Origin of the sequence: Fodinicurvata fenggangensis DSM 21160, from assembly GCF_000686045.1 — a bacterium.
Lineage (GTDB): Bacteria > Pseudomonadota > Alphaproteobacteria > Kiloniellales > DSM-21159 > Fodinicurvata > Fodinicurvata fenggangensis.
Map to the genome: position 1 here is coordinate 66,131 of NZ_JMLV01000006.1, position 24,385 is coordinate 90,515.

23 protein-coding genes and 1 other RNA gene are annotated in these 24,385 nt (G+C 62.8%); 7 read left to right on the forward strand and 17 right to left on the reverse strand.

Features of this window, described 5'->3' with window-relative positions; all coding sequences use genetic code 11:
- Positions 1–2: 2 nt before the first annotated feature.
- The 12 genes from BP38_RS20065 to BP38_RS0110080 all read right to left on the reverse strand — a co-directional run bounded on the left by BP38_RS20065 (position 3) and on the right by BP38_RS0110080 (position 12,150).
- The gene (locus BP38_RS20065) at positions 3–1,418 is read right to left on the reverse strand and encodes a UDP-N-acetylmuramoylalanyl-D-glutamyl-2,6-diaminopimelate--D-alanyl-D-alanine ligase (RefSeq protein WP_035724620.1); all 1,416 of its coding nucleotides are present in this window, start codon (positions 1,416–1,418) and stop codon (positions 3–5) included.
- Positions 1,418–2,893, reverse strand: a complete 1,476-nt coding sequence (locus tag BP38_RS0110035) for a UDP-N-acetylmuramoyl-L-alanyl-D-glutamate--2,6-diaminopimelate ligase (RefSeq protein ID WP_081816588.1) — start codon at positions 2,891–2,893, stop codon at positions 1,418–1,420. Before BP38_RS0110035 ends, BP38_RS20065 begins: the two co-directional genes overlap by 1 nt.
- Positions 2,880–4,646: a peptidoglycan D,D-transpeptidase FtsI family protein gene (locus BP38_RS20070; RefSeq protein WP_051609208.1), complete on the reverse strand. Its 1,767-nt coding sequence runs from the start codon at positions 4,644–4,646 to the stop codon at positions 2,880–2,882. The genes BP38_RS0110035 and BP38_RS20070 overlap by 14 nt, the downstream gene beginning before the upstream one ends.
- The gene (gene ftsL / locus BP38_RS21780; protein WP_051609209.1) at positions 4,643–5,290 is read right to left on the reverse strand and encodes a cell division protein FtsL; all 648 of its coding nucleotides are present in this window, start codon (positions 5,288–5,290) and stop codon (positions 4,643–4,645) included. The genes BP38_RS20070 and ftsL overlap by 4 nt, the downstream gene beginning before the upstream one ends.
- The gene (gene rsmH / locus BP38_RS0110050; protein WP_026987618.1) at positions 5,287–6,246 is read right to left on the reverse strand and encodes a 16S rRNA (cytosine(1402)-N(4))-methyltransferase RsmH; all 960 of its coding nucleotides are present in this window, start codon (positions 6,244–6,246) and stop codon (positions 5,287–5,289) included. Before rsmH ends, ftsL begins: the two co-directional genes overlap by 4 nt.
- Positions 6,247–6,249: 3 nt before the next feature.
- On the reverse strand, positions 6,250–6,720 hold the full coding sequence (locus BP38_RS0110055; protein WP_026987619.1) for a division/cell wall cluster transcriptional repressor MraZ: 471 nt from the start codon (positions 6,718–6,720) through the stop codon (positions 6,250–6,252).
- A gap of 407 nt (positions 6,721–7,127) precedes the next feature.
- Positions 7,128–7,514: RNase P RNA component class A (gene rnpB, locus BP38_RS21800), an RNA gene on the reverse strand.
- Positions 7,515–7,546: 32 nt separating this feature from the next.
- Complete coding sequence (locus BP38_RS0110060; RefSeq protein ID WP_035724623.1) at positions 7,547–8,263, reverse strand: N-acetylmuramoyl-L-alanine amidase; 717 nt, start codon at positions 8,261–8,263, stop codon at positions 7,547–7,549.
- Positions 8,263–9,150 (reverse strand): DMT family transporter, encoded by an 888-nt coding sequence (locus tag BP38_RS0110065; RefSeq protein ID WP_051609210.1) that lies wholly within the window; start codon positions 9,148–9,150, stop codon positions 8,263–8,265. Before BP38_RS0110065 ends, BP38_RS0110060 begins: the two co-directional genes overlap by 1 nt.
- Complete coding sequence (locus tag BP38_RS0110070; RefSeq protein ID WP_026987622.1) at positions 9,151–11,013, reverse strand: ABC-F family ATP-binding cassette domain-containing protein; 1,863 nt, start codon at positions 11,011–11,013, stop codon at positions 9,151–9,153. It lies immediately after the preceding gene.
- Positions 11,014–11,016: 3 nt separating this feature from the next.
- A complete protein-coding gene (locus tag BP38_RS0110075) occupies positions 11,017–11,778 on the reverse strand; it encodes a TerB family tellurite resistance protein (protein WP_026987623.1) in 762 nt (253 codons plus the stop codon).
- 153 nt (positions 11,779–11,931) lie between these two features.
- Positions 11,932–12,150, reverse strand: a complete 219-nt coding sequence (locus tag BP38_RS0110080; RefSeq protein ID WP_026987624.1) for a DUF3126 family protein — start codon at positions 12,148–12,150, stop codon at positions 11,932–11,934.
- A 282-nt stretch (positions 12,151–12,432) separates the two neighbouring features.
- Between BP38_RS0110080 and BP38_RS0110085 the strand changes: the two genes are divergently transcribed.
- Together BP38_RS0110085 and ggt are read left to right on the forward strand one after the other, a co-directional pair.
- Positions 12,433–13,329, forward strand: a complete 897-nt coding sequence (locus BP38_RS0110085; RefSeq protein WP_035724625.1) for an NAD(P)-dependent oxidoreductase — start codon at positions 12,433–12,435, stop codon at positions 13,327–13,329.
- A gap of 20 nt (positions 13,330–13,349) precedes the next feature.
- A complete protein-coding gene (gene ggt / locus BP38_RS0110090; RefSeq protein ID WP_051609211.1) occupies positions 13,350–15,107 on the forward strand; it encodes a gamma-glutamyltransferase in 1,758 nt (585 codons plus the stop codon).
- A gap of 14 nt (positions 15,108–15,121) precedes the next feature.
- On the opposite strand, the gene BP38_RS0110095 is transcribed toward ggt, so the two are convergent.
- The 3 genes from BP38_RS0110095 to BP38_RS0110105 all read right to left on the reverse strand — a co-directional run bounded on the left by BP38_RS0110095 (position 15,122) and on the right by BP38_RS0110105 (position 19,215).
- The gene (locus BP38_RS0110095; protein ID WP_155992352.1) at positions 15,122–18,589 is read right to left on the reverse strand and encodes an autotransporter outer membrane beta-barrel domain-containing protein; all 3,468 of its coding nucleotides are present in this window, start codon (positions 18,587–18,589) and stop codon (positions 15,122–15,124) included.
- A gap of 151 nt (positions 18,590–18,740) precedes the next feature.
- Positions 18,741–18,932, reverse strand: coding sequence for a 2-hydroxymuconate tautomerase (gene thmT, locus BP38_RS0110100; protein WP_026987628.1), 192 nt, complete (start codon positions 18,930–18,932; stop codon positions 18,741–18,743).
- 37 nt (positions 18,933–18,969) lie between these two features.
- Positions 18,970–19,215 (reverse strand): sulfurtransferase TusA family protein, encoded by a 246-nt coding sequence (locus tag BP38_RS0110105; protein WP_026987629.1) that lies wholly within the window; start codon positions 19,213–19,215, stop codon positions 18,970–18,972.
- 93 nt (positions 19,216–19,308) lie between these two features.
- On the opposite strand from BP38_RS0110105, the gene BP38_RS0110110 reads away from it, so the two are divergent.
- The 5 genes from BP38_RS0110110 (at position 19,309) to BP38_RS0110130 (ending at position 23,286) form a co-directional block, all read left to right on the forward strand.
- A complete protein-coding gene (locus tag BP38_RS0110110) occupies positions 19,309–19,779 on the forward strand; it encodes an OmpA family protein (RefSeq protein WP_026987630.1) in 471 nt (156 codons plus the stop codon).
- 189 nt (positions 19,780–19,968) lie between these two features.
- Entirely contained in the window at positions 19,969–20,970 is a 1,002-nt protein-coding gene (locus tag BP38_RS0110115; RefSeq protein ID WP_026987631.1) for an ATP-grasp domain-containing protein, read from the forward strand.
- Positions 20,971–21,183: 213 nt separating this feature from the next.
- Complete coding sequence (locus BP38_RS20080; protein WP_155992354.1) at positions 21,184–21,483, forward strand: hypothetical protein; 300 nt, start codon at positions 21,184–21,186, stop codon at positions 21,481–21,483.
- A 49-nt stretch (positions 21,484–21,532) separates the two neighbouring features.
- Positions 21,533–22,798, forward strand: coding sequence for a PqqD family protein (locus BP38_RS20085; protein ID WP_035724629.1), 1,266 nt, complete (start codon positions 21,533–21,535; stop codon positions 22,796–22,798).
- Positions 22,799–22,920: 122 nt separating this feature from the next.
- Complete coding sequence (locus BP38_RS0110130; protein WP_026987632.1) at positions 22,921–23,286, forward strand: c-type cytochrome; 366 nt, start codon at positions 22,921–22,923, stop codon at positions 23,284–23,286.
- A gap of 30 nt (positions 23,287–23,316) precedes the next feature.
- On the opposite strand, the gene BP38_RS20090 is transcribed toward BP38_RS0110130, so the two are convergent.
- A complete protein-coding gene (locus BP38_RS20090) occupies positions 23,317–23,820 on the reverse strand; it encodes a host attachment protein (RefSeq protein ID WP_035724632.1) in 504 nt (167 codons plus the stop codon).
- A gap of 15 nt (positions 23,821–23,835) precedes the next feature.
- Positions 23,836–24,351: an Hsp20/alpha crystallin family protein gene (locus BP38_RS20095; RefSeq protein WP_162175148.1), complete on the reverse strand. Its 516-nt coding sequence runs from the start codon at positions 24,349–24,351 to the stop codon at positions 23,836–23,838.
- Between the last annotated feature and the right edge of the window lie 34 nt (positions 24,352–24,385).

The following is a 24,385-nucleotide window of genomic DNA, read 5'->3' on the forward strand; positions in this document are numbered from 1 at the left end:
CGTCAGCCCCCGTTTGCTTGTTTTTCTTCCGGGCGTTCGCCCGCGGTCAGGGCCTGGACCACCACGCGCATCCGGCTGGCAAGGGAACCCTTGACCAGCACCACGTCCCCCGGCTGCAGCTCTTGCAGCAGCGGATCCGACAGCTCTGCTGAGGTTTCGGCATGACAAGCCAGCTTGTCTTCGGGAAGCCGGCGCGCCAGGTGCGCCATCAGGGGGCCCGCCAGGAAAACCCGATCGACGGAATTCCCGCACACATCACTGGCCAGCTCTTCATGGTAGCGCTGGCTTTCTCCTCCCAGCTCGAGCATGTCGCCCAGAACGGCAATCCGTCGGCCACCCTCGGCCGGGCGGGTGGCGCCCAGGACACCCAGGGCAGCGGCCATGGAGAGGGGGTTGGCGTTGTAGGATTCGTCCAGCAGCGTGAAACTGCCGCCCCCCGTCATTTGAACGGCCTGCCTCGCACCACGCCCGGGCATGGCCTGCAGCTGATCGAGGGCACGGGCGGCCAGGTCGATTTCAGCGCCCAGCGCTTGCACCGCGCTCAGGACTGCCAGGCTGTTCATGGCCTGGTGCTGTCCGGGCAGCCCCAGATGATAGGTCATCTCGCGACCTTCCAGGCTGACATGAACCTCGCCCCCGCGTTCGCTTGCCGTCCAGTCCAACAGGCGCAGGTCCGCCTGCTCGTGAGTACCGAAGGATCGTATGGTTTCCACGCCCGCCTTCCTGGCTGCATCCGTCAAGAAATCCCAATGTTCGCTGTCCCTGGGCAGGACGGCCGTACCGCCTGTCTCAAGCCCCTCGAAGATCTCTGCCTTGGCCGCCGCAATGGCTTCCTGCGAGCCGAGGTACTCCAGGTGCGCCATGCCGATGTTCGTGATCACGGCCACCTGCGGGCGTATCAACCTGGACAACGGCCGGATCTCACCAGAGTGATTCATTCCGGCTTCGAACACGCCATAGACCGCATCCTGCGGAAGGCGTGCCAGGGACAGGGGAACGCCCCAGTGATTGTTGTAACTGGCCGCACTTCCGTAAGTCTCACCCTGGACGGACAAGGCCGCGATCAGCATTTCCTTGGTGCTGGTCTTTCCGGAGGACCCTGTGATAGCGGCTATCTTCGCTGAGGAGCGCTGACGTCCCGCCGCACCCAGATCTGTCAGGGCCTGGAGTGTGTCCTCCACAACGACCAACGGGCCTTCCGCAGGCAACGCGCGGCTGACGATGGCCGCCGCAGCCCCCCTGGAAAAGGCTTCCGCCACGAAGTTGTGGGCATCGAAATTCGGTCCGCTCAGGGCAACGAAGAGGTCACCGGGTTCAAGCGAGCGTGTATCGATCGATACACCGCTGGCACTCCAATCCCCTTCACCCTGGCCATTGACGGCGCTGCGCACAGCTTCGGCAGTCCAGAGGCTCGCCATCAACAACCCCCTTCGACCAGATGTCGGATCGCAGCGCGAGCCACGTCCCGGTCATCGAAGGGTAGAACCTGATCGCCGACAATCTGTCCGCTCTCGTGCCCTTTCCCGGCGATAACCAGGACATCGCCGGCCTTCAGGGCGGCAACAGCTTCGAAGATTGCCTGGCGGCGATTGCCGATATCCCGTGCGTTTGGAGCGGCCGCCAGGACTTCGGCACGGATGGCCGCAGGGTCCTCCGTACGCGGATTGTCATCCGTAACGATGACCTCATCCGCCAACCGGGCACAGACCTGCCCCATCAGGGGCCGCTTGCCGCGATCACGGTCGCCGCCGCAGCCGAACACCACATGCAACGCCCCTGCTGCATGGGGCCGCAAGGCCTGCAGGACGGTCTCCAATGCCCCTGAGGTATGGGCGTAGTCGACGAAAACCTTCCCCCCCGAAGGGGTTTCGCCTACGCTTTCGATACGTCCCGGAACAGCTCTGATCTGGCGCAGAGCTTCAACTGCATCCTGAGGATCTACGCCCTCGGCCAGAACAAGGCCGAGCGCGGCGAGCGCGTTCATGGCCTGGAAGGTCCCCGCCACTTCAAGGGCAAGGCGATGGCGGTGTCCAAACACTTCCAGATCAAGGGTCAGGCCGTCGCCCCCCGGCGACATTTCCAGCAGCCTGAGATCGCGCCCGCCGCGCCCGTAGTTCAGGGAGGACAGTCCCCTTGCCACGGTTTTCGAGCGGAGAGCCTCGAATTCGGGAATATCGGCATTCAGTACGGCAGTCCCGCCATCCGGCAGGAGTTCCTCGAACAGCCGCGCCTTGGCCTCCAGATAGGCCTCCATGGACGCGTGGTAGTCCAGGTGGTCGCGGCTGAGGTTCGTGAAGGCGGCAGCCGAAATCCGCACGCCATCCAGGCGATACTGATCCAACCCGTGGCTGGACGCCTCCAGAGCCAGGTGATCGAAACCGTTCTCGGCCAGGTCCGCCAGGCAGCGCATCAGGTCCACGGGATCGGGTGTGGTCAGCGCGGCGGGCGCCTGAGGACGCGGCGGTATCAGGCCCAGGGTTCCCAGGCTGGCAGCCTTCTGCCCCAGGGCTTCCCACATCTGCCGCACGAAGGTGACGACGGATGTCTTGCCGTTTGTCCCGGTCACGGCCGCTATGAAGCGCGGCTGGTGGCAATAGAAGGCGGCCGCGGTCAAGGCAAGACGCCGCCTGGGATTGTCATCCAGGATCAACGGCAGGTCCGAAGGCACGAGGCTGCGGTCGGTGTCAGTAGGGGCAAGGACCGCAGCGGCACCTTTATTCAGGGCTTCCGGGATATAGGCGCGGCCATCGTGCTGGCCGCCGGGAATTGCGGCAAACAGCCAGCCGGGCTCGACACGGCGGCTATCCGCCGTCAACCCTCTGATCTCCCTGTTCACCGTCTCCTGGTTCATGCCCCGCAGGACCTCCTCGTCGAATAGTTCATTGAGATGCAACGCTGCGCCCTTTCAGGTGAACGGGCACGAAGAGGGGGTCCGGCCCCACCTCGCTCGGCAGGGCGCGCGGCTCCAGGCCCACCACAGGCCCCATGCGCTGCACGATTTTCTTGATGGCCGGCGCCACAACCCAGCCGGCGGTCGCGTAGCCATAGCTCTTCTCTGTTGGTTTCGGCTCATCGACCATGGCGAAGATCGCGTACTGCGGATCGTCCATGGGGAAGGCCCCCGCGAAGGAGGCGATCCGGTTGTTGCGGTCGTACCCGCCGGACGCCTTCAGCTTGTCGGCCGTACCTGTCTTGCCGCCCACCATATAGCCCGGCGCCTCGGCATTGCGCCCGGTGCCCTCGGCCACCACCAGGCGCATCAGCCAGCGCATCTGCGCCGAGGTCTGCTCCGAAATCACCTGCTCGCCCACGGGGCGCTCGCCGGGCCTGCGCTTGACCAGGGTGGGTGCTAGCAGTTCGCCCCCGTTCACCATGGCAGAGAGCGCGCGCACGACCTGGACAGGCGTAACCGCCAGACCATGGCCGTAGGATATCGTCATGGTGTTGATTTCGCGCCACTTGGCCGGAACAAGCGGGCTGCCATTCTCGGGAAGCTCCACGGCACCCCGTTTGAGAAGGCCAAATTTCCCGAAATAGTCCTGGATGGCCTTGGTACCAGCCTCCATGGCCATGTGGACGGTACCGATGTTGCTGGAATGCAGGAAGATCTCGGGGATCGACATCCAGCCGTCCTTCGGCTTGAAGTCATTGATCGTGAAGCGCGAAATCCGGATCGGCTTGGAGATGTCATAGCCATCCTCAAGGCTGACAGCCCCAGCATCCAGGGCGGCAGCGGCACTGAAAATCTTGAAGACGGATCCCACTTCGTAGACACCCAGGGTCGCCCGATTGAAGCGGGCTTCATCGCTGGCCGCAGCGGGGCGATCCGGATCGAAGGTGGGCAGTGAAACCATCGAGAGGATTTCGCCCGTATCCACATCCATGATCAGGCCACTCGCCCCGATACCGGAGTATTCCGTCATCGCGGCCTCCAGCTCCTCGGCCATGATGTGCTGGAGACGCATGTCGAGTGACAGCTCCAGGGGCGCTTTCCCGCCGCGCAGCTTCTCCTCGAAGGTCTTTTCCATGCCGGCGATGCCCTGGCCGTCAATGTCGCTGTAACCAACCACGTGACTGAACAGGTCATCGTGCGGGTAGTAGCGGCATTCATCGTGCTGCAGGTAGACACCTGGAATGCCCAGGCCGTTGACGGCATCGGTTTCCCTCGGGCTCAGGCAACGGCCGACCCAGGTAAAACTGCGATCGGACGCAAGCCCACCCTTCAGGCGTTCTTCGTCAACACCCTTCAGGACAGACGCAAGACGCCCTGCCACCTCATCGGGATTGCGGATCTGCCGCGGATTGGCATAGACCGCATTTGTGGGAAGCGTCGTGGCCAGCACGGTTCCGTTGCGATCCACGATATCGGCGCGCCCGCTGCGCCATTCCGTGTTCGCAGGCGCAATCTTGGCGATCTGGGCAGAGGCATCGCTTTGCAGCAGGGTCAGGTCGACCAGGCGCAAGCCGATCATCACGAAGGCCAGGGCAAAGACCAGGGCCGAAACGATCAGGCGTGTCCGGCCGGTTTCCAGCGCCGCCTTGCGCGCGCCCTCCAGCTCGACCACCCAGGTCTTCGGCTGTCCCACATCCAGGCCACAGGGGGATAGCGGACGATAGTTCGCTGGTTCGTTACGCTTGCGGATCACTGCGAAACCTCCATCGAAATGAAGGTCGGCTTCGCTGCTGCATCCCCGGTTGGCAGGGGACGTCCGGTGACGGGATTGATCGGACCAGACTCATGCCCCTCATCAGACGTCGAGGGTGCAGGGCTCGGCTGAGTCGGCGTTTGGGACGATGCAGAAGCTGCACGCAGCCTTGAAGAGGCTTGCTCGTCAGAGGCAGTTTCCTGCTTGCCAGCGCCGCCGGACTTGGCCTCCTGGCTGGTCACTTCCTGCAACAGCTTGTTCGGCAAGCGCGGCAACGGCTCCGGCGACCAGTCTTCAGGTGCGCGCGGGCGGCTACGCGGATAGGGCTTCTGATTGGCCTTCTCTTCCCGGCTGAAACCGAAATCCTCTGGCCGCGGGGGCAGATAGGCCACCTGGCTGACCTGGGCCGTCTCCATGGGCTCGAGATTGAGATGCCGTTCGGCCAGGCGCGCCAGGCGCTTGGGGTCGTTCAGGTAACTCCACTCGGCCTTGAGGATATGAATGCTTTCCTGGTCGCGCAGAATCTGCTCGTTCAGTGCTTCCAGCCTGCGCTCCTTCTGCTGGACCTCGTGCTTCACCTGGAACAGGGCGGCCATCGCCACCACGGCAGCCAGCAGCATGAAAGCGAAGAAAAGGCGGTTCATGGCTGCACCTCCAGGGCCGGGGCCCGGGTGCGCTCGGCTGCACGAAGGCGCGCGGAGCGCGACCTCGGATTGCGTGCCGTCTCTTCGCGCGTCGGACGGATCGCATTGCGCGAAAGAAGTGTGAAGCAGGGGTCCGGTCGATGCCTTGCCGGCGCATGACGCGAGCCCTGCGGCGCGGCATCGCTGTGCGCGCGCAGGAAGCGCTTGACGATGCGGTCTTCCAGCGAATGGAAAGACACCACGGCCAGGCGGCCACCGGGCGCCAGAATGCGTTCGGCTGCGCTCAGCCCGCGCTCCAGTTCGCCCAGTTCGTCATTCACGTGCAGCCGAAAAGCCTGAAACGTCCGTGTCGCGGGGTCGATCCCGTCGGCGGAAGGCTTGACCACCGAGCGCACGATCTCGGCCAGGCGGAAAGTCGTCGTGACGGGCGCTTCGCTGCGCGCCGCGACGATGGCACGGGCAACCGCACGGGCACGCCGTTCTTCGCCCAGGCGCCATATGATGTCGGAAAGCTCGGGTTCGGAAGACTCGTTGACGACATCCGCAGCGGTGGGCCCATCGCCGCCCATGCGCATGTCCAGGGGGCCGTCGGCACGGAAGGAGAAACCGCGTTCGGCTTCGTCCAACTGCGGTGAAGACACACCCAGGTCCAGGGCAATCCCATCCACGGGAGATTCGGGAAGCAGACGATCCATGTCACCGAAACAGCCCTCGATCAACTGCAGACGTCCCGGGAACTCGGCACGAATCCGCTCCCCCTCCTGGATGGCCGCCGGATCACGGTCCAGCCCCACGACGTTACAGTCGGCAGCCTGCAGGATTGCACGGGCATAACCACCGCGGCCGAAGGTTCCGTCGAGATAGATCGCACCATCCCGCGGCTGGAGCACCTCCAGGACCTCGGCAAGCATCACCGGCATGTGCCCGCCGATCGTATATGCTGCACTGGCCTGCATGGTTCACTCCTCCTTCGCGCGGCGAAGAGGCAGGGACAGGCCCTTCTGGCGGGCCTGGGAACGGCGCTCACCCTGATAGGTCGAGAAGGCCTTTGGCTCCCAGATGCGGAAGGTCTTTCCCATTCCGACAAAGGCAGCCTCTTCCGTGATGCCGGCCACATCCATCAATTCCGGCGGCAGCTGGATACGCCCTCCGCTGTCCCAGGCCAGGGGATGCGCATCGGCAAACAGGCTGGATGCCAGGTCCTGGTGATTGTCCGAGAACAGGTCCATGTCGGCGACGCTTTCACTCAATTCGCTCATGAACCCCATGCCGCAGCCTTCGATGGCCTCCACCTTGTGGGAAAGAAAACAGACAACGCCCTGGAAGCTCTCGCCCGCCAGAACCTGGCGAAAGGGAGCCGGAACCGACACACGCCCTTTGCGGTCGACTTTGTTCCGGAAGGTACCGAGAAACGGCGTTTGCGCTTGCACCCCTGTCTCCCGAACACCGCTGCGGTTTCCCCCATGCGGCCCAAGACGTTCAGCAGGCACCCCCTGCCCGGGTCCACTTGGCCCTGCCCGCCGTTCACTCCCTTGGGATGTTCAGGGGACACGGGCCCAGTAAGTGGGACATCATGGGATACCATGGGAATTCATGGGCGTCAATGGGAACTCAAGTATTCCGCATGGGATAAAGCCCCGGATATTGGGGCTTTTGACAGCATTGATTTCTTCTTCAGGAGCATTCCGGAAAGCTGTTCTTGCGCTCCGCATTCAACTTGGAAATAAAATGTGGCGAAGATTTGTTCTCTTTATGTTCTCATTCCAGAATAAGCAGGCCACAGCAGTTACGGCGTCGCTCGAATACAGGGGAAAATTTCATCCGGAAATAGAATGATGAGGTCAGGCGGCCTGTAAGCCGGGTTCTGTCCGCACCGCAGGGCGATGCTGGATAGCCATTCATCTGGGACGCCCGTTACCGGACGCCTCGCGCGACCTACCCGAACGGCGGCGCGAAAATCCGCCTGGTCCTCGCGGGACCTGCCGTTCCTACTCGGTCTTGCTCCCGGTGGGGTTTACCGTGCCACCCCCGTTGCCGGGGGTGCGGTGCGCTCTTACCGCACCCTTTCACCCTTACCTCGCGCTGAAACGGCGAGGCGGTTTGCTTTCTGTGGCACTTTCCCTGAGGTTACCCTCGCCGGGCGTTACCCGGCACCGTATTTCCGTGGAGCCCGGACTTTCCTCCCCCGGGCACAAGGCCCGAAGGCGGCTATCCGGCCGCCTGACGCAGCAGACTTAAGCGGTGGAAAGAAAGGAATCAATCACACTCTGAGTGGAGGGATGCATTCTCGTGAAGCGCGGCAATGGCAGAGAGCCGACCTGCCGTGCGGACATCCAGCTTTCCACTCATATGATCCGGCAGGAAGCGCCGCTGAAAGGCCAGGAGCACCCGACCGAAATCCTCGTCCAGATAGCCATAGCCGATTGTTGCCAGGGCCCGTCGGGCTTCCTCTTCGTTCAGACTGTCCCGGCTCTGCACGTCATCGGACCAAAGCCCCAGACCATGCCGTGCCAACCTGGGCCAGTCGAAAAGCTCACCCGGATCCTCCTTGCGCAAGGGGGCAATATCCGAATGTCCCACAATCCGGTGGCGCGCGATCCCATGGCGATTGCGCAGAACCACGGACAGCTCGATCACCGCCTGCATCTGAAGCTCGGGAAAGGGACGATAGCCGAACTCATGTCCCGGATTGACGATCTCGATACCGAGACTGGCATCGTTGAGGTTGTCTTCCCCGGCCCAATGCGAAAGGCCTGCATGCCAGGCACGCCGATGCTCCGGCACCAGGCGGAGAACGCGCCCGTCTTCCTCGACCAGATAATGCGCGCTGACCCTGACAGCCGGATCGCAAAGACGCTCCAATGCCACCGCCCCGCTTTCCATGCCGGTATAGTGCAAGACCAGCATGTCCGGCGCGCCCGGCTTCTGCCGCTCGTCATGATTGGGCGAAGGCTGCTCGTGGATCAGGACCATTACAATCGCTCGCGCACCGGCGCACCCAGCCCGGGACGCCGCAGGATGATGATGCCAACGCCGGCAAGCGTCAGGGTCCCGCCAATCAGGAATGGCACCGTCAATGGCTCGTGCAGGAAGATGATACCAGATGCCGCCCCCACCACCGGCACCATCAGGGTGAAGGGCGCCGCCTGGTTTATGTCATAGCGCGTGACCATGCGCGCCCAGAGTCCGTGCCCGATCAGGGTGGACCCCAGCGCCGTGAACAGCAGCGCCCCCCAGCCGATCAGGTCCGCCGAGTGCAGTGAGGCCATCTGGCCATCCTCCAGGACCCAGGTCACAATCAGCAACTGCGGCAGGGCCAGAAGAGAAATCCAGGCCGTGATGGTCCAGCCGCTGATCCCCTGTGTCTTCTTCATCTGCACGCTTGAGACCGCGAAGGCCATGGCCGCTCCCAACACCAGGGCAAGCGAGCCATACTGGTCTCCCAGCCTGGGCTCACCGACCATGACAGCAACCCCCCCGAAAGCAATCACCATACCCAGGATACGCCGCCAGCCCAGGCGGTCCTTGAAGAAGATCGAGGCCAGGATCGCGGCAAAGGGCACCTGCATCTGCACGGCGATGGCTGCCGTACTGGCATCCACGCCGGAAATACCGGTAAAGACCAGCGAGAAATGCAGAGTGCCCATGGTAAAAGACAGGGCCAGAAGCTTCCACCAGTTCCCCCGGGGCATCGGCACGAAGGGTACCAAAACCAGCGAGACGATGATGAACCGCAGGAAGGTCATGAAGATGGGTGGAAACTGGTCCGTACCCAACTTCACGGCCACAAAGTTCAGCCCCCAACTCAGCACGATCATCAGGAAAAGGAACAGGTCGCGCGGCGGCATCGGCAGTGGCATTCAGTTGTCCTTTCCCTGCTTCAGACGATCGCGCTTCTCCTCCAGTTCAAGCCAGCGTTCCTCGAGCTCTTCCAAACTGCCGCGACGGTCTTCCAGCCTGTCGCTCGTTGCCTGGAAGCCGTCCGGATCACGACTGTAATAATCGGCATCGGCGAGCTGGGCCTCCAGTTCCGCGACTTCCTTCTCCAGCTTTGTGATCTGCTCCGGCAGCTTGTCCAGCTCTCGCTGTTCCTTGTAGCTCAGCTTCGGTGCCGAGGCCTTGGGCTTGCCCTGTGTAGCCCGGGGCTTCCCGCTTTCCGGCGCCTTGCGGGTGGACTTAGCCTTGCCCCCACGCGCATCCGGCAATCCGCCGGCCTGCCGCACGGCATCGCTATAGCCTCCGGGGTATTCCTGGGCACCGCCCCGGCCATCCATCAGGATCACGCTGCTGGTCAGGCGATCCAGGAAATCGCGATCATGGCTGACCAGCAGCAGCGTGCCCTCGTAGTCATCCAGCACCTCGACCAGCAAGTCCAGTGTGTCCATGTCCAGGTCGTTCGTTGGTTCGTCCAGCACCAGCAGGTTCGAGGGCTGCGCAAACAGCCGCGCCAGGAGCAGGCGGTTCTTTTCGCCGCCGCTGAGTGAACGGACCGGCTGCTTGACCTGGCGTTCGTCGAACAGGAAGTCCCGCAGGTAGGCGACCACATGCCGCTGCCGTCCGCCCACCATGACGGAATCGCCGCCCAGCGGGCACAGCGTCTCCCACAGTGTCGCTGTGGGATCCAGGCTTTCGCGGCGCTGGTCAAAGACTTGAATCTCAAGGTTCGTGCCCAGCTTCACACTGCCCTGGTCCGGCTCCATGCGCCCCAGAAGCATGCGGATCAGCGTCGTCTTTCCGGCCCCGTTGCGCCCAACGATCCCCACCCTGTCACCGCGGCGTATGCGCGTGGAAAAGCCGTCGACCACGGTGATCCGTTCACCATCCGGGCGCGTGAAGCTCTTGGACAGTGCCTCGGCCTCGATGACGATCTTGCCACTGGTACCGGCCTCCGCCGCAGCCATGGACAGCTGACCTGGCTGGTTCTTCATCATCTCCGCGCGGCTCTGGCGCAATTCCTGCAGCCGCTTCAGCCGGCCCACGTTGCGCTTGCGCCTAGCCGTGACGCCCCGTTGCAGCCAGTGCTCTTCGCGTTCGATGGTCTTGCGCAGGCGATAGAGCTCCTGCTCCTCGGCGCGCGCCGTCTCCTCGGCCCAATCATCAAAGGCGGCAAAGCCCTTGTTCAGTTGCCGGACCTGGCCACGGTCCAGCCAGAAGGTGGCATTGGAAACCCTCTCAAGGAAGGCACGGTCATGGCTGATCACGATGAAGGCCCCGCGAAAGCGGGCCAGTTCACCCTCCAGCCACTCGATCGTCGGCAGGTCCAGATGGTTGGTCGGTTCATCCAGCAGCATGATATCCGGCTCGGACACCAGCATCCGGGCCAGTGCTACACGCCGGGACTCGCCCCCGGAGAGCGAGCCGAGGCTGGCAGCCCCATCCAGGCTCAAGAGATCCAGCATCGCATCGACGCGATAGCGACTGACCTCGGCTTCATCCTGGGGCAGGCCCTCGGCAATATAATCAGACACGGTCTGCTCGGCCGGAAGATCCGGATCCTGTGGCAGGTAGGACAGGCGCTGTCCGCTCTGCATCACCCGCGTACCGCTGTCCGGCTCCACCAGGCCAGCCAGGACTTTCAGCAGCGTGGACTTGCCACTGCCGTTCCGACCGACAAGGCAGGCCCGCTCCCCCGGTGACAGGGTCAGGTCGAGCCCCTCGAAGAGCGGCGTCCCGCCATAACTAAGGCGGGCGTCCTGTAGCGTCAGAACGGGAGGCGCAGCCATGCTTCAGCGCAGACCTCTCTGCCGGCTGATCTTGTCATAGGCTTCGTTGATGCGCGCCAGCTTGTCATTGGCGACGTTGACGAATTCCTCCGGCATGCCCTGGGCCACCAGCTTGTCCGGATGGTTGTCGCGGACCAACTGACGATAGGCCTTCTTGAGTTCCTCGTCGCTGGACTCGCGCGAAATACCGAGGATGCTGTAGGGGTCGGCGGCATCCGGTCCATAATTGCTGGCCTTGATGCGCTGCCAATCATTGTCGGACAGGCCGAACTCACGGGCGACCCCATTCAGGAAATCCAGTTCCTCCGGCGTCACATCGCCGTCGGCCCGGGCAATGTGGAACAGGCCGTTGAGCAGCTCTTCCAGGATCTGCGGCTCACGGGCGAACAGCTTGCCCAGTTGCCGCGCATAGGGTTCATAGCCGCGCGCGTCACGCTTGGCCTGGTCGAAGACCCGCCCGACGTTCTTCATCTCCTCGGGCGGGATATGGAAGACCTCCTTGAAGGCCGAGATCTCGTCCTTGGTCACCTTGCCATCGGATTTGGCCATCTTGGCGCCCAGGACGATGACACCGATGGTGAAGGCGATGTTCTTCGTGCGATCGCCATGCAGCCCATCCTGACCCTCCTGATCCGGAGAGTCGAGCTGCGTGCTCTCGTTCATCACGTCCACGGCATGGCCGGCCAGGCCGCCCAGAAGCGCACCAATCGGCCCACCAAAGGCGAAGCCGGCCGCTCCGCCCACGATCTTCCCCCATATGCTCATGTCACCCTGCCACTTTCCTGAAGCCCTGGACCGCTTGCAAACGCGATAAAACACGAGGTGAAGGCAAGCGACAAGCCTTCCTGCAGCAGGTCAGCCATTCGCCCACGTCCGCCCTTTCGATGAAGCCGCTGCCGGGCCACCGCAGAGGAGTCATCAGGCCTCGGCCGGAAGGTCTTCCTCCAGCACCATGATCTGGATCGAATAGGAGACCTCGCCCTCATCCACGTCGCGGTGGACGACGCCGATGAACTCCTCTCCGATGCGCATTTCGATGGGTTGCCCCTCCCTGCTGGGCGGCAGGATGGTAATGCGATTGTTGCTGAAGGTCTGGCGCAGATAGTTGGTCAGTCGCGCAATTTCCTTGGGTGTCATGCGATGCTTTCCTGTGGTCGGGATCGAATTCTTCTATGCAGGACGGCACTCCAGGGTCCAGCGGCCGGGTAACTGTCGCCTTCATCAGCGCCGCACGCACGCGGAACGGCAGACCGGATTGCCTTGCTGCTCGCCTAACCTGCCTATGCAGTCCTGCAAAAACAAGGGATTGTCCCCAGCCATCAAGGCAGATCCCCGCAATCGCGATGAGTCGTCCTGTCTCCGCTCCTGTGCTATGCAGGACGGCCGTAATTCAATGACAGGCAATCAGGACAGAACAAGATGAAGGACATACGCAAGGTCACTTTCCTGGGCATCGGCATCATGGGCTTGCCCATGGCACAGCACCTGCTGGAGGCGGGATTTGAGGTCACGGCCTGGAACCGCACCAGGTCGAAGGCCGAACCCCTGGCCAGCCAGGGAGCCCGGATCGCCGACAGCGCCGAAGAGGCCGTACGCGATGCGGAGGCCGTGATCACCATCCTGGAAAACGGCCCCGTGGTCACTGAGGTGCTGCTGGGCCACGATCTTGGCCGGCACGCACCGGCCGATACCCTGTTCATCGACATGTCCTCGATTCCTCCCTCCCTGGCGCGCGACCACGCGGCGAAACTGCAGGCCGCCGGGCATCGTTACCTCGACGCGCCGGTCAGCGGCGGACAAGGTGGGGCCGAGGCGGGCACACTGGCCATCATGGTCGGTGGCGCTGCCGAGGACATGGCCCAGGCGGACCCACTGTTCTCGGCCATGGGACGCGGCCGCCACGTCGGTCCGGTGGGCTGCGGCCAGCTCACCAAGCTGGCCAATCAAGCCATCGTCGGCATCACCATCGGCGCGGTCTCCGAGGCCCTGCTGCTGGTCAAGGCCGGAGGCGGCGAGCCGGCCGCCGCGCGCGAAGCCATCGCGGGCGGCTTTGCCGACAGTCGGATCCTTCAGGTCCATGGCGAACGCATGCTGAAGCACGACTTCCAGCCGGGCGGCGCTGTGTCCATCCAGCTGAAGGACCTGGACAACATCCTTGCCGCGGCCAAGGATGCCGGCCTGCGGCTGCCCTTCACCGAATGCGCCCGGGAAGGCTTCGCGGAACTGGCTGCAAAACCCGAGACGGCAAAGCTGGACCATTCCGCCCTGCTGCTCTGGCTGGAAGCCATGAACGAGCCGCACAGCCTGAAGCCGTAACCGCCGAAAGGCCTCTTGCCATGAAAGCTGCCAGCCTGCTCGCCAAGCTTCTGATGTTCTCCTGCCTGCTCCTGGCACCCCTGGCGTCGGCACAGGAGCGCCCGGCCCCGGAGATCGCCACAGGCGAAAGCCGCAAGGAGCTGGTCAAGGCCGATGACTATATGGTCAGCGCAGCCGACCCGCGTGCGGTGGAGGCCGGCGTGGCAATGCTGGAAGCGGGCGGTTCGGCGTTGGATGCGCTGGTCGCCGTGCAGATGATGCTGGGACTGGTGGAGCCTCAGTCCTCGGGCCTGGGCGGCGGAGCCTTCCTGGTCCATTACGACAACGAGACGGAGAAGCTCACCACCCTGGAAGGCCGGGAAACTGCACCCGCTGCCGCCGATGGCACCCTTTTCCTTGATGACCAGGAACAGCCCCTGCCCTTCTGGGAGGCCGTGGTCGGCGGCCGTTCCGTGGGCACCCCCGGCACGCCGGCCCTCCTGCAGGCCGCACATGACCGCTGGGGCCGCCTGCCCTGGGCGGACCTCTTCGCGCCAGCCATCGACAAGGCCAGAAATGGCTTTGCCGTGGGCCCGCGCCTGGCGGGCATGCTGGAAGGCGGGACGGCGGAACGGCTCCGCAGCTATCCCACGGCCCGCGACTACTTCTTTCCGGACGGCAAGGCGCTAAAGGAAGGCCAGATCCGGGACAACCCGGCGCTGGCCGAAACCCTGTCGATCCTGGCCCGCGACGGGGCCGAGGCCTTCTATCGTGGCCGGATCGCAGAGGACATCGTGGCAACGGTCCAGGACGTGGAGGACAACCCCGGCCTGCTGTCGCTGGCGGACCTGACCAGCTATGAAGTGAAGGAACGCCCACCGGTCTGTCACCCCTACCGCGCCTACCGCGTTTGCGGGATGGGCCCGCCCTCCTCGGGCGCGCTCACCGTCGGCCAGATACTGGGCCTGTTGGAGCACTTCAACCTGGCCGGTCTCGATCCGATGACCGCGCAGCCCTGGCACCTCTTTGCCGAAGCAAGCAAGCTGGCCTTTGCCGACCGCAACCGCTACATCGCCGACAGCGATTTCGTGTCCGTACCGATCAAGGGGCTGCTCGACCCGGCCTACCTGACAGCCCGGGCCCAGTTGATCTCACAGGACAAGGCCCTGGAGTCCCCAGCCCAGCCGGGCAATCCGCCCAGGCGCGAAGGCCCACGTCCCGGTCGGGACAGCAGCCGAGAGCTGCCCGGCACCAGCCATGTCTCCATCGTGGACAGCGAGGGCAATGTGGCTTCCATGACCACCACCATCGAGTCCGCCTTCGGCTCGCAACTGATGACCGGCGGCTTCCTGCTGAACAACGAACTGACGGACTTTTCCTTCGAGCCTGAGGACGAGGCGGGCCGGCCCATTGCCAATCGCGTGGAGCCCGGCAAGCGTCCACGCAGCTCCATGGCGCCGACGATCCTCTTCAACGACGACGGCACGCCTGTCCTGGCCATCGGATCGCCCGGCGGCGTGCGCATCATTCCCTATGTCGCCCAGGCCATCATGGGGTTTGTCGACTGGGGCCTGGACGCACAGCAGATCACCCGTCTGGCGCATGTCAGCAACATGAACGGCACCACCTGGCTGGAGGCGGAAACGGCAGCCGTGGAGTGGCAGCAGCAGTTGAAAGATCTCGGGCACGAGGTTGAGGTCAGCGCGCACACCTCTGGTCTGCAGACCATTGTCCTTTCACCGGACGGCCTCTTCGGCGGGGCCGATCCGCGCCGGGACGGCACGGCCGGCGGGCAATAGGAAACTGGAAGCCTTCAGAACATCCAACGCAGGGAAAATTCGCCGGCCAGCGAGCGATAGCCGTCATGCAGGAACTGGCTGGAAAGATGCGCGCCGACGATCATGCTGTCGTCAGCCTCGTATTCCAGGCTGGCGCGCAAAGACAGGGCGTTGCGATCGGTAACCGCGTTGCGGCTGTCGAAGTCATCCGAGCCATAGCCGACGAAAGTGGCACTCTGCTCCACATTGTCCTCGAGAAGTTCCCGGTCCCAGGTCGCCTGCAGGCTGCCTTTCAGTAGACCGCCGTCCTCCAGATCATGTTCCAGGCTGGTCCGCACGCCCAGGCTGGAGCGCAGGGAATTGTGGTGCAGCGCCGCTAGATCCAGGCGCGTGGCATCCTTGCCATCCTCCTGCATACTCGGGCGTGACAGGCGGGTGTAGTTGAGTGCCGCCACCGGTCCGGCACTCAGCTGTTCGTTCATGCGCCAGAGATACCCGCCGCCCGCTGTCGCACCGCCGGCAAAGCCCAGCCAGTCGGCACGATTGGTGGTGCTGTAGCCATCAACCCGGATCCGGCGCTCCATCCGGCCGGATTCCAAGCCAGCGCGCAGTTGGCCGTGGAAATAGGGTCCGGCCCGCTTATCCGGCTGGTAGTGGGCCTGCAATCCCAGGCTGAAGGCTTTCGTATCGCCCGTGGCCCTGTGCGGCGACTTCACATTGACGGACTGTCCGACAAAGGCGCCATGGACTCCCCATATCCAGTCCCGGTCGGCCAGATCACGCCTTTGCGCACCGAACAGCATGCCATAGCGCGCTGCGCTGTGTCCCACCGTACTATCGTCTGCATCCTGCCAGAGTCCCCCGCCCAACGGCACGGCAAAGCCCTGGATGGCGCCGTTGTCCAAGGTGGAGGCCGATAATGACAGCGGCTGCGTGGCCACGATGTCGCTCAGGCGCTGCTCACGGTCTAGCGAGGTGGCCACCATGGCGCTGTAAGGCTCCGGCGAAAGCTGAGTCAGGGCGCGCCCCACATCACTGCCATCGCTCGCCGAGAAATCGAGCGCCTGGTAGAGCGGCTGCAGGTCCTGACCCGCTTCACTGGAAAGCCCATCGAGAACCTGGCCCACCTGGCGGGCATTCCAGCTCTCGGCGTACTGGCTGTAGGCATTGGCTGTCCGGGTCATACTCAACTGGTATGTGCCACTTGCGTCATTGAAGCTTAGACCCAGCGTCGGAGAAGATACCTCCGCGGAAACGCTTTGGTTCTGAGTGAAGCTGCCGCTGACCGACACAAGATCATCAATGTCAAAACTTTCGTTCCAGCCGGAGTCGTACCAGTCCGGCTCGGCCGCCAGGACCAACTGGCCATCCAGGGTGGCATCGCCCTCCACGTCCAAAAAGTCGGACTCACCTGCGGAATTGAACTCCAGGCTCAACGTTCCATTCGCATCCTGAACGTAGTCACCTTCGATGGTGATGGTACCGATGGAGTTACCAGGCGCCAGCAGACCAGCGTTAAGAAATTCACCATCGTGCAGGCTGTAGGTGCTGTTGCCGCCCAGGGTCGCCCCCTCGGCAATCTCGACCTCATAGACTTCCTGCTCGCCGTTGAGCGAGCTGTAACCACCCTCGAAGGACAGGGACAGATTGCTTTCTCCCTGGATATTTCCGTCATGGCGGAAAAGGAAATCCGGATCGGCCTTTCCACTGGACTGCCCCTGGCTGTCGGGCTTCAGGCCAAAGGTCAGTTCCGTCAGGCGCGGGTCTCCATCCTCATCCACCTCATCATACTCCGAGACGATGTTTCCCTGAATGCGCGCCCCCCGCATGACGTTAATTTCCTCCACCAGGGCCGTGTCGGAAATGTAGATCGCGCAGCCGCGCTCCGTTGTCCTGCACTTATGCTCAGACCTGTCCTCGGACTCTTCCCTCTTGAACCCAGCTACGCGGCCCGTCAGATCATAGCGTTCGACCAGAGGACCCTTCAGTTCGTCCAATAGCTCCAAATCATAGCTATCACCATCCTCGTCTGTGGCCGTGCGTATCCAGGACCCATGCTTTTCGAGGTCGTTGCCCATCATATTGCCGCCGAAGTCAAAGCTGACGCCAATATCTCTGCCCTCCACCTCGCCGCGCTGAATCAATTCATGGTCCTTGCCATAGGCGAACATGACACCCCGGCCGTTCTCGCCATGGGCATGCACCCACGTGCCCGCGTCGATCACCAGGCGGTTGCCCTCCCCGTCAACCCGCACACCGGCAGCTCCAGCCCCTTCGGTCAGCAGGTCGGCGGCCTGCACCACACTGTTGTTGCTGCCATAGATATGCAGGCCCAAACCCATTGTCGCCCTGTTGTACTGGCCAGGCAGATAGGCCGTGCCGCTGGCGTTGCGCCGGAAGTAGCCGTTTCGGTTCACGATATCGCGGCCGGAGCCGTAGATCGAATAACCGAAGAAGTTCCGCCGATCGATGTCGTAGCCCATGTCCTGCAGGGCCGCCAGTTCCGCCTCCATGAAAGTGTTGTAGTTACGGTAGTGTTGGTGACTCATCAGGCTGCGTTCGAGCTCGGAATGACTCATGTAGTTGTCGTCGATCTCGCTGAAGGGACCACCAAGGCGGACAGGCACGCCCGGCAGGCCACCCTCCATGACCTCACGGATGTGCGGGCCCGTCACATAGCCCATGTCACTTCCACGCTCGGTGTCTTCGGTCAGGTCGAAGGGGTCGGTCGCATCTTCATCGTCCCATTCGCCGCCCTGGTAGCAATCATCCAGATCGCATTTGACGAACTGGCCGGGCCGCGCCGGATTCCCGTTGCTGTCCCGCAAGCCCACTTCCCACAGGGTCAGGCCCTCATCCAGGAAGAAGGCCACCTCCCCGATATCCACACCGTCATCCACCTCGCCGCCTTCCGCCGCCGTCATGACTCCCAGGGCATGCGCCAGCTCATGGAACACGACGCCATAGAGCTGAAAGCCATCGGCGCCTGTCGGCAGGGGTGAGGGTCCATTGGGTCTGATGGGGAAAGCACTGCCACTCCCATCTTCGCTGCCAAAGGCCATGACACCGTCATAGCTGAAATCATTATCGCCCGGACTTCTGCCCTGCAGCACTCTCTGGAGCCTGGTGAGGAGGAGGTCCCCCTCTTGGGTCAGCGGACTGTCGCCGAAGGCGTTCTTCTCGCCTTCATAGGTCCCCACGTTTATGACGGCCGGCAGGCGACCGGGCTTGGGATCAAGGATCTCGGCCCACTGGCCAATCGCCGAGAGAACCTCGCTTTTCTGGGCTTCGCTCAAGTTCCAGGTGGCTTCATCAATTTCATCGTCGTCCTCCAGGAAGACGCCATCCCCGGCATCAAAGATGCGCACCTCGAAGACCGCGCGGCCGTCAGAACCCGATACGATATGTCTTTCATAGGCGGCCGCCTCCTGGATGGACAACACAGACAGGGACAGCAGCACTGCCAACAACACTGAATGGCACTGGGCAAACTTCGCGCGCACTCTGACTCCCCCCAAGTCTTTTTGTCCAATACCGCGCCCCCAGGGCAACCGAACAGAATATTCAAGTCCTGGCTACAGGAGAGCCGAGAGACGTGAAAGAGAAGTTAAAAAGTCTCTAGAATTGAATGCACTGAGCGGAAGAACTCAGGTCCTACGAGGAAGGCCCTGTCTTTGGTTTGCCGGCAATGGCGAAATGCTGGGGTTCGACCTCGTTGACGCAGATGCGGATATTCTCCTTCGGCGCGCCGAGCGTGCGGTGGATGGCATCTGTCACCTCGATGAACATCTTCTCGAGGTCTTCCTGCTCGCGGCCCTTGATGAGGGTCATGTTAACGATGGGCATGCGTGCTGTCCCTTTCCGGATGAATTGATGGAATGCTTCAGGCGGCCTTGCGGATCAGGTGAATGAACAGCCCGTCCTCCTGCTGCTGCTCGACCAGCTCGTGCCCGGCGCTCTCACAGTAGGCTCGGAAATCCTGCAGGGAGTCGGGGTCCGTCGACTCCACGCGCAGCAGGCCACCCTCGGGAACCTCCTTCATGGCCTTGCGGGCCCGCAGGACCGGCAGCGGACATTTCAATCCGCGTGTATCGAGCCGCTGCGGTTCGTCTTCGCGCGCACTGTTCATCGCTGTCCTTCTCCTTTACAGACCCGATCAAAATAGGCGACTGTCCCGATCACACAATATCGAACAGGCATAAGAAAAGAGATAGGCCTTTCCATGAAGCTGCGAAATCTTGCCGTTTTCTGCGCATTCGTTCCCCTGTTGCTGCTGTCCGGCCAGGCACTGTCAGAAACCCCTGTGGACCTGAGAGGCTACTGCGCGAATCCGGATTTCGACGAGCGGTGTTCCACGCCCAACGAAATGGACAATCCCCGGCCCGTACGCCTGGCCGTCATGTTCGATAGCCGAGAGGCCGAGATTCCGGAAGACGACACAAGCCGCCTGGACGGCTTCGCTGCGCTTGCGCTACAGACGGGGCAGTGGCTATCCATCACGGCCCATGCACCGGAACGCCCTCCCGAAAGCGGTGGTGAGAAGGTTGCCAAGGATCTGGCCCTGGAACGCGCGGAAGCCCTGCGTCAGGAAATGCTGGAACGCGGTGTTCCAAAGCAGCACATCAGCCTTGCGATCAACCTGCTTCCGGCGGGAGACAGCCGGGCCCATCGCGGCGAGATCATCCTGCAATAATACGCCTTTCTCCCGATAATTGCCGTGAAGGCGACAGGCCATTATTTACATATTATAAATGTTAATAATGGCCTACTTGGGAGCATTCTCACAAGCTATTTTGTTATTTCCTTGAAGCCGGCGTCAGTGTACCCTATTCCTCACGTGGAATATGTCGATATTCCCATAATCACACTATGGAACAGTGAAATGTCTAAGATCCACGTGATCCACGAAAACGATGCCTGGACCGATCCTCTGATTGCCGCGCTGGAAGCGCGCAACCTGCCCTATGCCTCCTGGCATATGGCCGAGGATCGCTTTGCCGCCGAGGGCTTCGACCCCACCGGCACACCGCCCGAAGGCATCTTTTACAGCCGCATGAGTGCCTCGGCGCACACGCGTGGCAACCGTTTTGCACCGGAATTCACGGCCAGCGTACTGCCCTGGCTTGAGGCGCATGGCCGCCGTGTGATCAACAACAGCCGCGCGCTGAACCTGGAGGTCAGCAAGCTGGCCCAATACGCCGCGCTCGAGGCCGCAGGGATCCGCACACCACGCACCCTGGGCGCCGTCGGCCGCGAAGCGACGCTGCGTGCGGCGCGCCAGTTGGGTGAAACACCCTTTATCCTGAAGCCCAACCGCGGTGGCACCGGGGCCGGCGTTCAGCTGGTGCAGTCCCTGGACGAACTGGCCACCATCCTGGATGACCCCGCCACGGAAGCGCCCCTGGACGGCACCTGGCTGGTCCAGCAGTACATCCGGTCGGCAGAGCCGGCGATCACGCGCTGCGAATTCATCGGCGGTCGCTTCTTCTATGCCGTGCGCGTGGACACCAGCAAGGGCTTCGACCTCTGCCCGGCCGACGTCTGCGAAATCCCGCCGGACGATGGCGACAGCCAGGATTTCGGCTTCTGCCCCGCTGGTGAAGCGGAAAGCGGCGCTGCCCAGGAGAAGTTCCGGATCATCGAAGGCTTCCACGATCCGATCCTGGACCGCTATGCGGCCTTCTTTGCCGCCAATGGAATCGAGGTCTCCGGCATCGAGTTCATTCGCAACGAAGCAGGCGAGATCTTCACCTACGACGTCAACACCAACACCAACTACAACACCCGCGCCGAAGAACAGGCAGGCCTGTCCGGCATGGACGAACTCGCCCGTTTCCTGGGCCGCGAGCTGGAACAGAGCGAAAGCCGCCGCAAGGCCGCTTGATCCCCTGTCCGAAGCACACCCGTTCTCAGCACTCTCTGCTGATCCCCTCGCCCGCTCCGACATTCGGGGCGGGCGTCTTCTTTTGCCCCCCGAAAACCACAGTCTGTGTCCTATCCGTGTCAGCAGCCTGAAAGACGTCCGCAGGCTCTTTGCTCCACGAAAGGAACGAAACATAGTCGTATGTAAACAACGGCGGAAGATAGGGGAGAGACAATGACGGACAGGACGGACAACCCGGACCAGGAACGCCGCAGGATGCTCGCCAGGCTGGGCCTGACAGCAGGTGCTGCCTACATGGCCCCCAGCCTGCTGACCCTCAGTTCGGCCCAGGCCTCACCGGGCAGCCGCTCGCGACACGGTTACGGCAGCCGCGGCAGTCGTGGCAGCCGCCACTATCATTACCACGATCATCGCAGCCGCCGAAGTCGCCAAAGCCGTGGCAGTTACGCCCATGGTCGGCACTATCGTGAGCGCCTGCCCTGGGAAGTCTGGATCCGGCTTGGCAGCAGCTGAGCCGACAGCTGTGGTCGAAAACCTGATGCTTGCAGGCAGGGGATAAGCCATGCCCAGGCAAACAGTCCTGTTCCAGGACATGCAGCGGCCAGTGGTTTTCGTGGATTGCCCCGAAATCCCGCTGACCCTGCGGGAAATCGCTCCAAGCTGGTTTTTCCGGGAACAGCCGGAAGCCGAGATGAAAGCGGCCGGGCAGGAACCGGCCGTGGTCATGCACAAGCTGGACGGCGCGTATGGAATCGGCGTGCCCTGGCGCGAGACCCCCTGGTTATCCGACACCCTTGTGGGAGCGGTCTGCACCCTGGCCGTCGACCTGATCGAAAGCCACCTGGTCGACAACCCCGGCCTGCTCGGCCTGCATGGCGCCGCAGCACTTTTCGGACAGGGTCTCGTCCTGTTCCCGGCCGAGAAGCGGGCCGGCAAGAGCGCCTTGTCGGCACAACTGCTGCTGGATGGAGTCCGGCTTTACGGCGACGACCTGATCGCCCTCGATGCCCATGATCGGGGAACCGCCTATGGTTTTGCCCCGCGACTGCGCCGGCCCCTGCCGGCAGCGATCAGCAACGATCTCCATGACTTCATCCGGCACAACAGTGGCGCCCGCGATGATGACTATCTCTATCTCTCGCCGGCGCTTTCGAACCTGGCGCGCCATGGAGAACAGGCGCCGCTCACGGCCATCGTGCTTCTGGATCGCAGAAATTCAGGCGAATGCCGCCTGGAAAGGCTGCCGGACAGCGAAGGCCTGCACCATCTGGCCGCCCAATACCTGGCCCGGGACGCCTCGAGCGACGATGTCCTGGAGCGCTGTCGCAAGCTGGCCGAAAGCCTGCCGACCTACAGCCTTCGTTATGCCGACCTGAAGGAGGCGAGCGCCTGCCTGCAGGCCCACTTCAGCCAGGACCAGGCAGTGGCCGCCGGCAGCCGCGTGGCCAGGGTCACGGCCGCTTCCGGCCCGGGGTCGGACCCCATCCACCGCCCCACCCTGACCGCACAAAAGGAGGAACAGGGGGAGGGCTTGGCCATCCGCCTGCCCGAAATTCCGCGTGGGCACCCCTATGTCCAGACGGCGGGCGTCAAGGCCCAGCGCCTGGACGGAAACCTCTTCCTCAGCCATCAGGCTACGGGCGCCATCCACAGACTGAACCCCATGGGCGCCAGTCTCTGGGGCCTGCTGGCCGTTCCCATCAGCCTGGACGAGGCTGTGGAAACCTTCCGGACCGCCTTTCCCGATGTCGAAGCGTCACGACTGGAAAACGATCTCCAGCAGATATTCCAGGAACTGCTGGCCGAGACATTGATCCAACCGATATAGCCAGACCTCTGCCTCCGGGTTACTTCTTACGCACCCTCGACAAGCGTGACGGGGGGTGCATGATGATCGGAGATGCCAAAAACGCCATTCGGCGAAGACGGCAGATTACGGGATGCAAGAAAATGATCCGGCACGGCCTCTGCCTTGGCGCCTTCCTGGCTGCGCTCACCGCAATCGCCGGCCTCATGCTCCAGGTGGATGCACCTGTTGCCAGGGCCCAGTCCCAATCGGTCTACGGCGATGCCGAACGGGGACGCACGCTGTTCCAGCAACGCTGTGGCTCCTGCCACGAGATCGAGGACAGCTGGGGTCGCCCCCAGGACGCCCCCATCAGTGCCGAGGAAATGGCGAACAACAGCCGCATGAGCCTGGACTATCTTACCACGGTTCAGGCTGGTGCCGGCCCGGTGCATGCCAGCCTGCCGCCCTTCTTCTTCGACAGCCAACAGGAAGAGGACCTGCAGGCCTTCTTCGAAAACCTGCAATAGCCTTCTGCAACAGCGCAATGGAATGCCCGGTTACAGGCTTTCCACTGCCTGGCCCGGACTGTGACGACGCGCAAGGCGTTTCTTGCGGGGCAGTCCCTTCAAATCACCCAGATGGCTGAAGAGCTCGCTGTCCGGAACCCAGACCAGGTCCTTCGCGCGCACTTCCTTCAGACGCGCGCGACAGCTGCTTTCGAATTGGTCCTGCAGTTGCCGTGACACGCCCGAGGGGGCGACCAAAGTCAGGGCATCGAAGGCTTTGTCCTTTGCCGCGCGGTTCAGCCTGTCGGCCAGGCGGCGCACGAAGCGTTCCTTTTCCTTCTGCTGCGGATCCGAACGTGGCTCCACGGCATGACGCAGGACCGAAGCACTCTCGTAGCTGCGTCCCGGCGGCTGATCACCGAGTTCCGCGGAATGCTTGCGTGCCCGCTGTCCGTTCATGCGATGGATAATGACAAAACCCTCCCCCCTCAAGCGCGGGCGCATGATACGAGCCGAAGCGCCATCGGCTACGACGATCCAGAGCTTGTCCGACATGATCGCTCCATTGGGTCAGGATGCATTGATGGGAATCTGGCGCGCTTCCTTGCGCGCTTTCTCGCTCTTGGGCAGGCTCAGGTGCAGCACCCCGTCCTTCAGCTCGGCCTTGATCTTCTCGGCATCAACTTCGGGCGGCAAGGTAAAGCTACGTTCGAACCAACCATGACTGCGCTCGTATCTGAGTATCTGGCCGTTCTTCTCTTCCTTCGTTTCTTTGGGTTTCGGTCGACCAACGATATGCAGCATGCCATTGCTGAGCGAAACCTCCAGCTCCTTGGCATTTACACCCGGCATGTCAGCCAGGATCTCGTAGGCATCATCTTCCTCGCGCACGTCCATGGGCGGCATCAGGGCCCGCGGCGCCGCGGACTCCTCTTCACCGCCCGAAAAATTGCTGCGCGAGAGAAAATCATCGAACATGCGCTCCATGTCGCGCCAGAAGGCTGATGGTTCGAAGCCGCGGCCTTCTCGGCCTTCACGGCTGGCTTCCCAACGACGATGCGGTATTAGGCTTCCAATCGACATCATTTCCATTCCCTTGTTGCGGTTCCCTTGAACCGTT

What these genes read in the sequence shown, in the direction of transcription:
- BP38_RS20065 (WP_035724620.1), bottom strand. Translation starts at nt 1,418, where the DNA reads ATGGCGAGCCTCTGGACTGCCGAAGCTGTGCGCAGCGCCGTCAATGGC.
- ftsL (WP_051609209.1), bottom strand. Translation starts at nt 5,290, where the DNA reads ATGAACCGCCTTTTCTTCGCTTTCATGCTGCTGGCTGCCGTGGTGGCG.
- rsmH (WP_026987618.1), bottom strand. Translation starts at nt 6,246, where the DNA reads ATGCAGGCCAGTGCAGCATATACGATCGGCGGGCACATGCCGGTGATG.
- BP38_RS0110060 (WP_035724623.1), bottom strand. Translation starts at nt 8,263, where the DNA reads ATGGTCCTGATCCACGAGCAGCCTTCGCCCAATCATGACGAGCGGCAG.
- BP38_RS0110065 (WP_051609210.1), bottom strand. Translation starts at nt 9,150, where the DNA reads ATGCCACTGCCGATGCCGCCGCGCGACCTGTTCCTTTTCCTGATGATC.
- BP38_RS0110070 (WP_026987622.1), bottom strand. Translation starts at nt 11,013, where the DNA reads ATGGCTGCGCCTCCCGTTCTGACGCTACAGGACGCCCGCCTTAGTTAT.
- BP38_RS0110075 (WP_026987623.1), bottom strand. Translation starts at nt 11,778, where the DNA reads ATGAGCATATGGGGGAAGATCGTGGGCGGAGCGGCCGGCTTCGCCTTT.
- BP38_RS0110080 (WP_026987624.1), bottom strand. Translation starts at nt 12,150, where the DNA reads ATGACACCCAAGGAAATTGCGCGACTGACCAACTATCTGCGCCAGACC.
- BP38_RS0110085 (WP_035724625.1), top strand. Translation starts at nt 12,433, where the DNA reads ATGAAGGACATACGCAAGGTCACTTTCCTGGGCATCGGCATCATGGGC.
- ggt (WP_051609211.1), top strand. Translation starts at nt 13,350, where the DNA reads ATGAAAGCTGCCAGCCTGCTCGCCAAGCTTCTGATGTTCTCCTGCCTG.
- thmT (WP_026987628.1), bottom strand. Translation starts at nt 18,932, where the DNA reads ATGCCCATCGTTAACATGACCCTCATCAAGGGCCGCGAGCAGGAAGAC.
- BP38_RS0110105 (WP_026987629.1), bottom strand. Translation starts at nt 19,215, where the DNA reads ATGAACAGTGCGCGCGAAGACGAACCGCAGCGGCTCGATACACGCGGA.
- BP38_RS0110110 (WP_026987630.1), top strand. Translation starts at nt 19,309, where the DNA reads ATGAAGCTGCGAAATCTTGCCGTTTTCTGCGCATTCGTTCCCCTGTTG.
- BP38_RS0110115 (WP_026987631.1), top strand. Translation starts at nt 19,969, where the DNA reads ATGTCTAAGATCCACGTGATCCACGAAAACGATGCCTGGACCGATCCT.
- BP38_RS20080 (WP_155992354.1), top strand. Translation starts at nt 21,184, where the DNA reads ATGACGGACAGGACGGACAACCCGGACCAGGAACGCCGCAGGATGCTC.
- BP38_RS20085 (WP_035724629.1), top strand. Translation starts at nt 21,533, where the DNA reads ATGCCCAGGCAAACAGTCCTGTTCCAGGACATGCAGCGGCCAGTGGTT.
- BP38_RS0110130 (WP_026987632.1), top strand. Translation starts at nt 22,921, where the DNA reads ATGATCCGGCACGGCCTCTGCCTTGGCGCCTTCCTGGCTGCGCTCACC.
- BP38_RS20090 (WP_035724632.1), bottom strand. Translation starts at nt 23,820, where the DNA reads ATGTCGGACAAGCTCTGGATCGTCGTAGCCGATGGCGCTTCGGCTCGT.
- BP38_RS20095 (WP_162175148.1), bottom strand. Translation starts at nt 24,351, where the DNA reads ATGATGTCGATTGGAAGCCTAATACCGCATCGTCGTTGGGAAGCCAGC.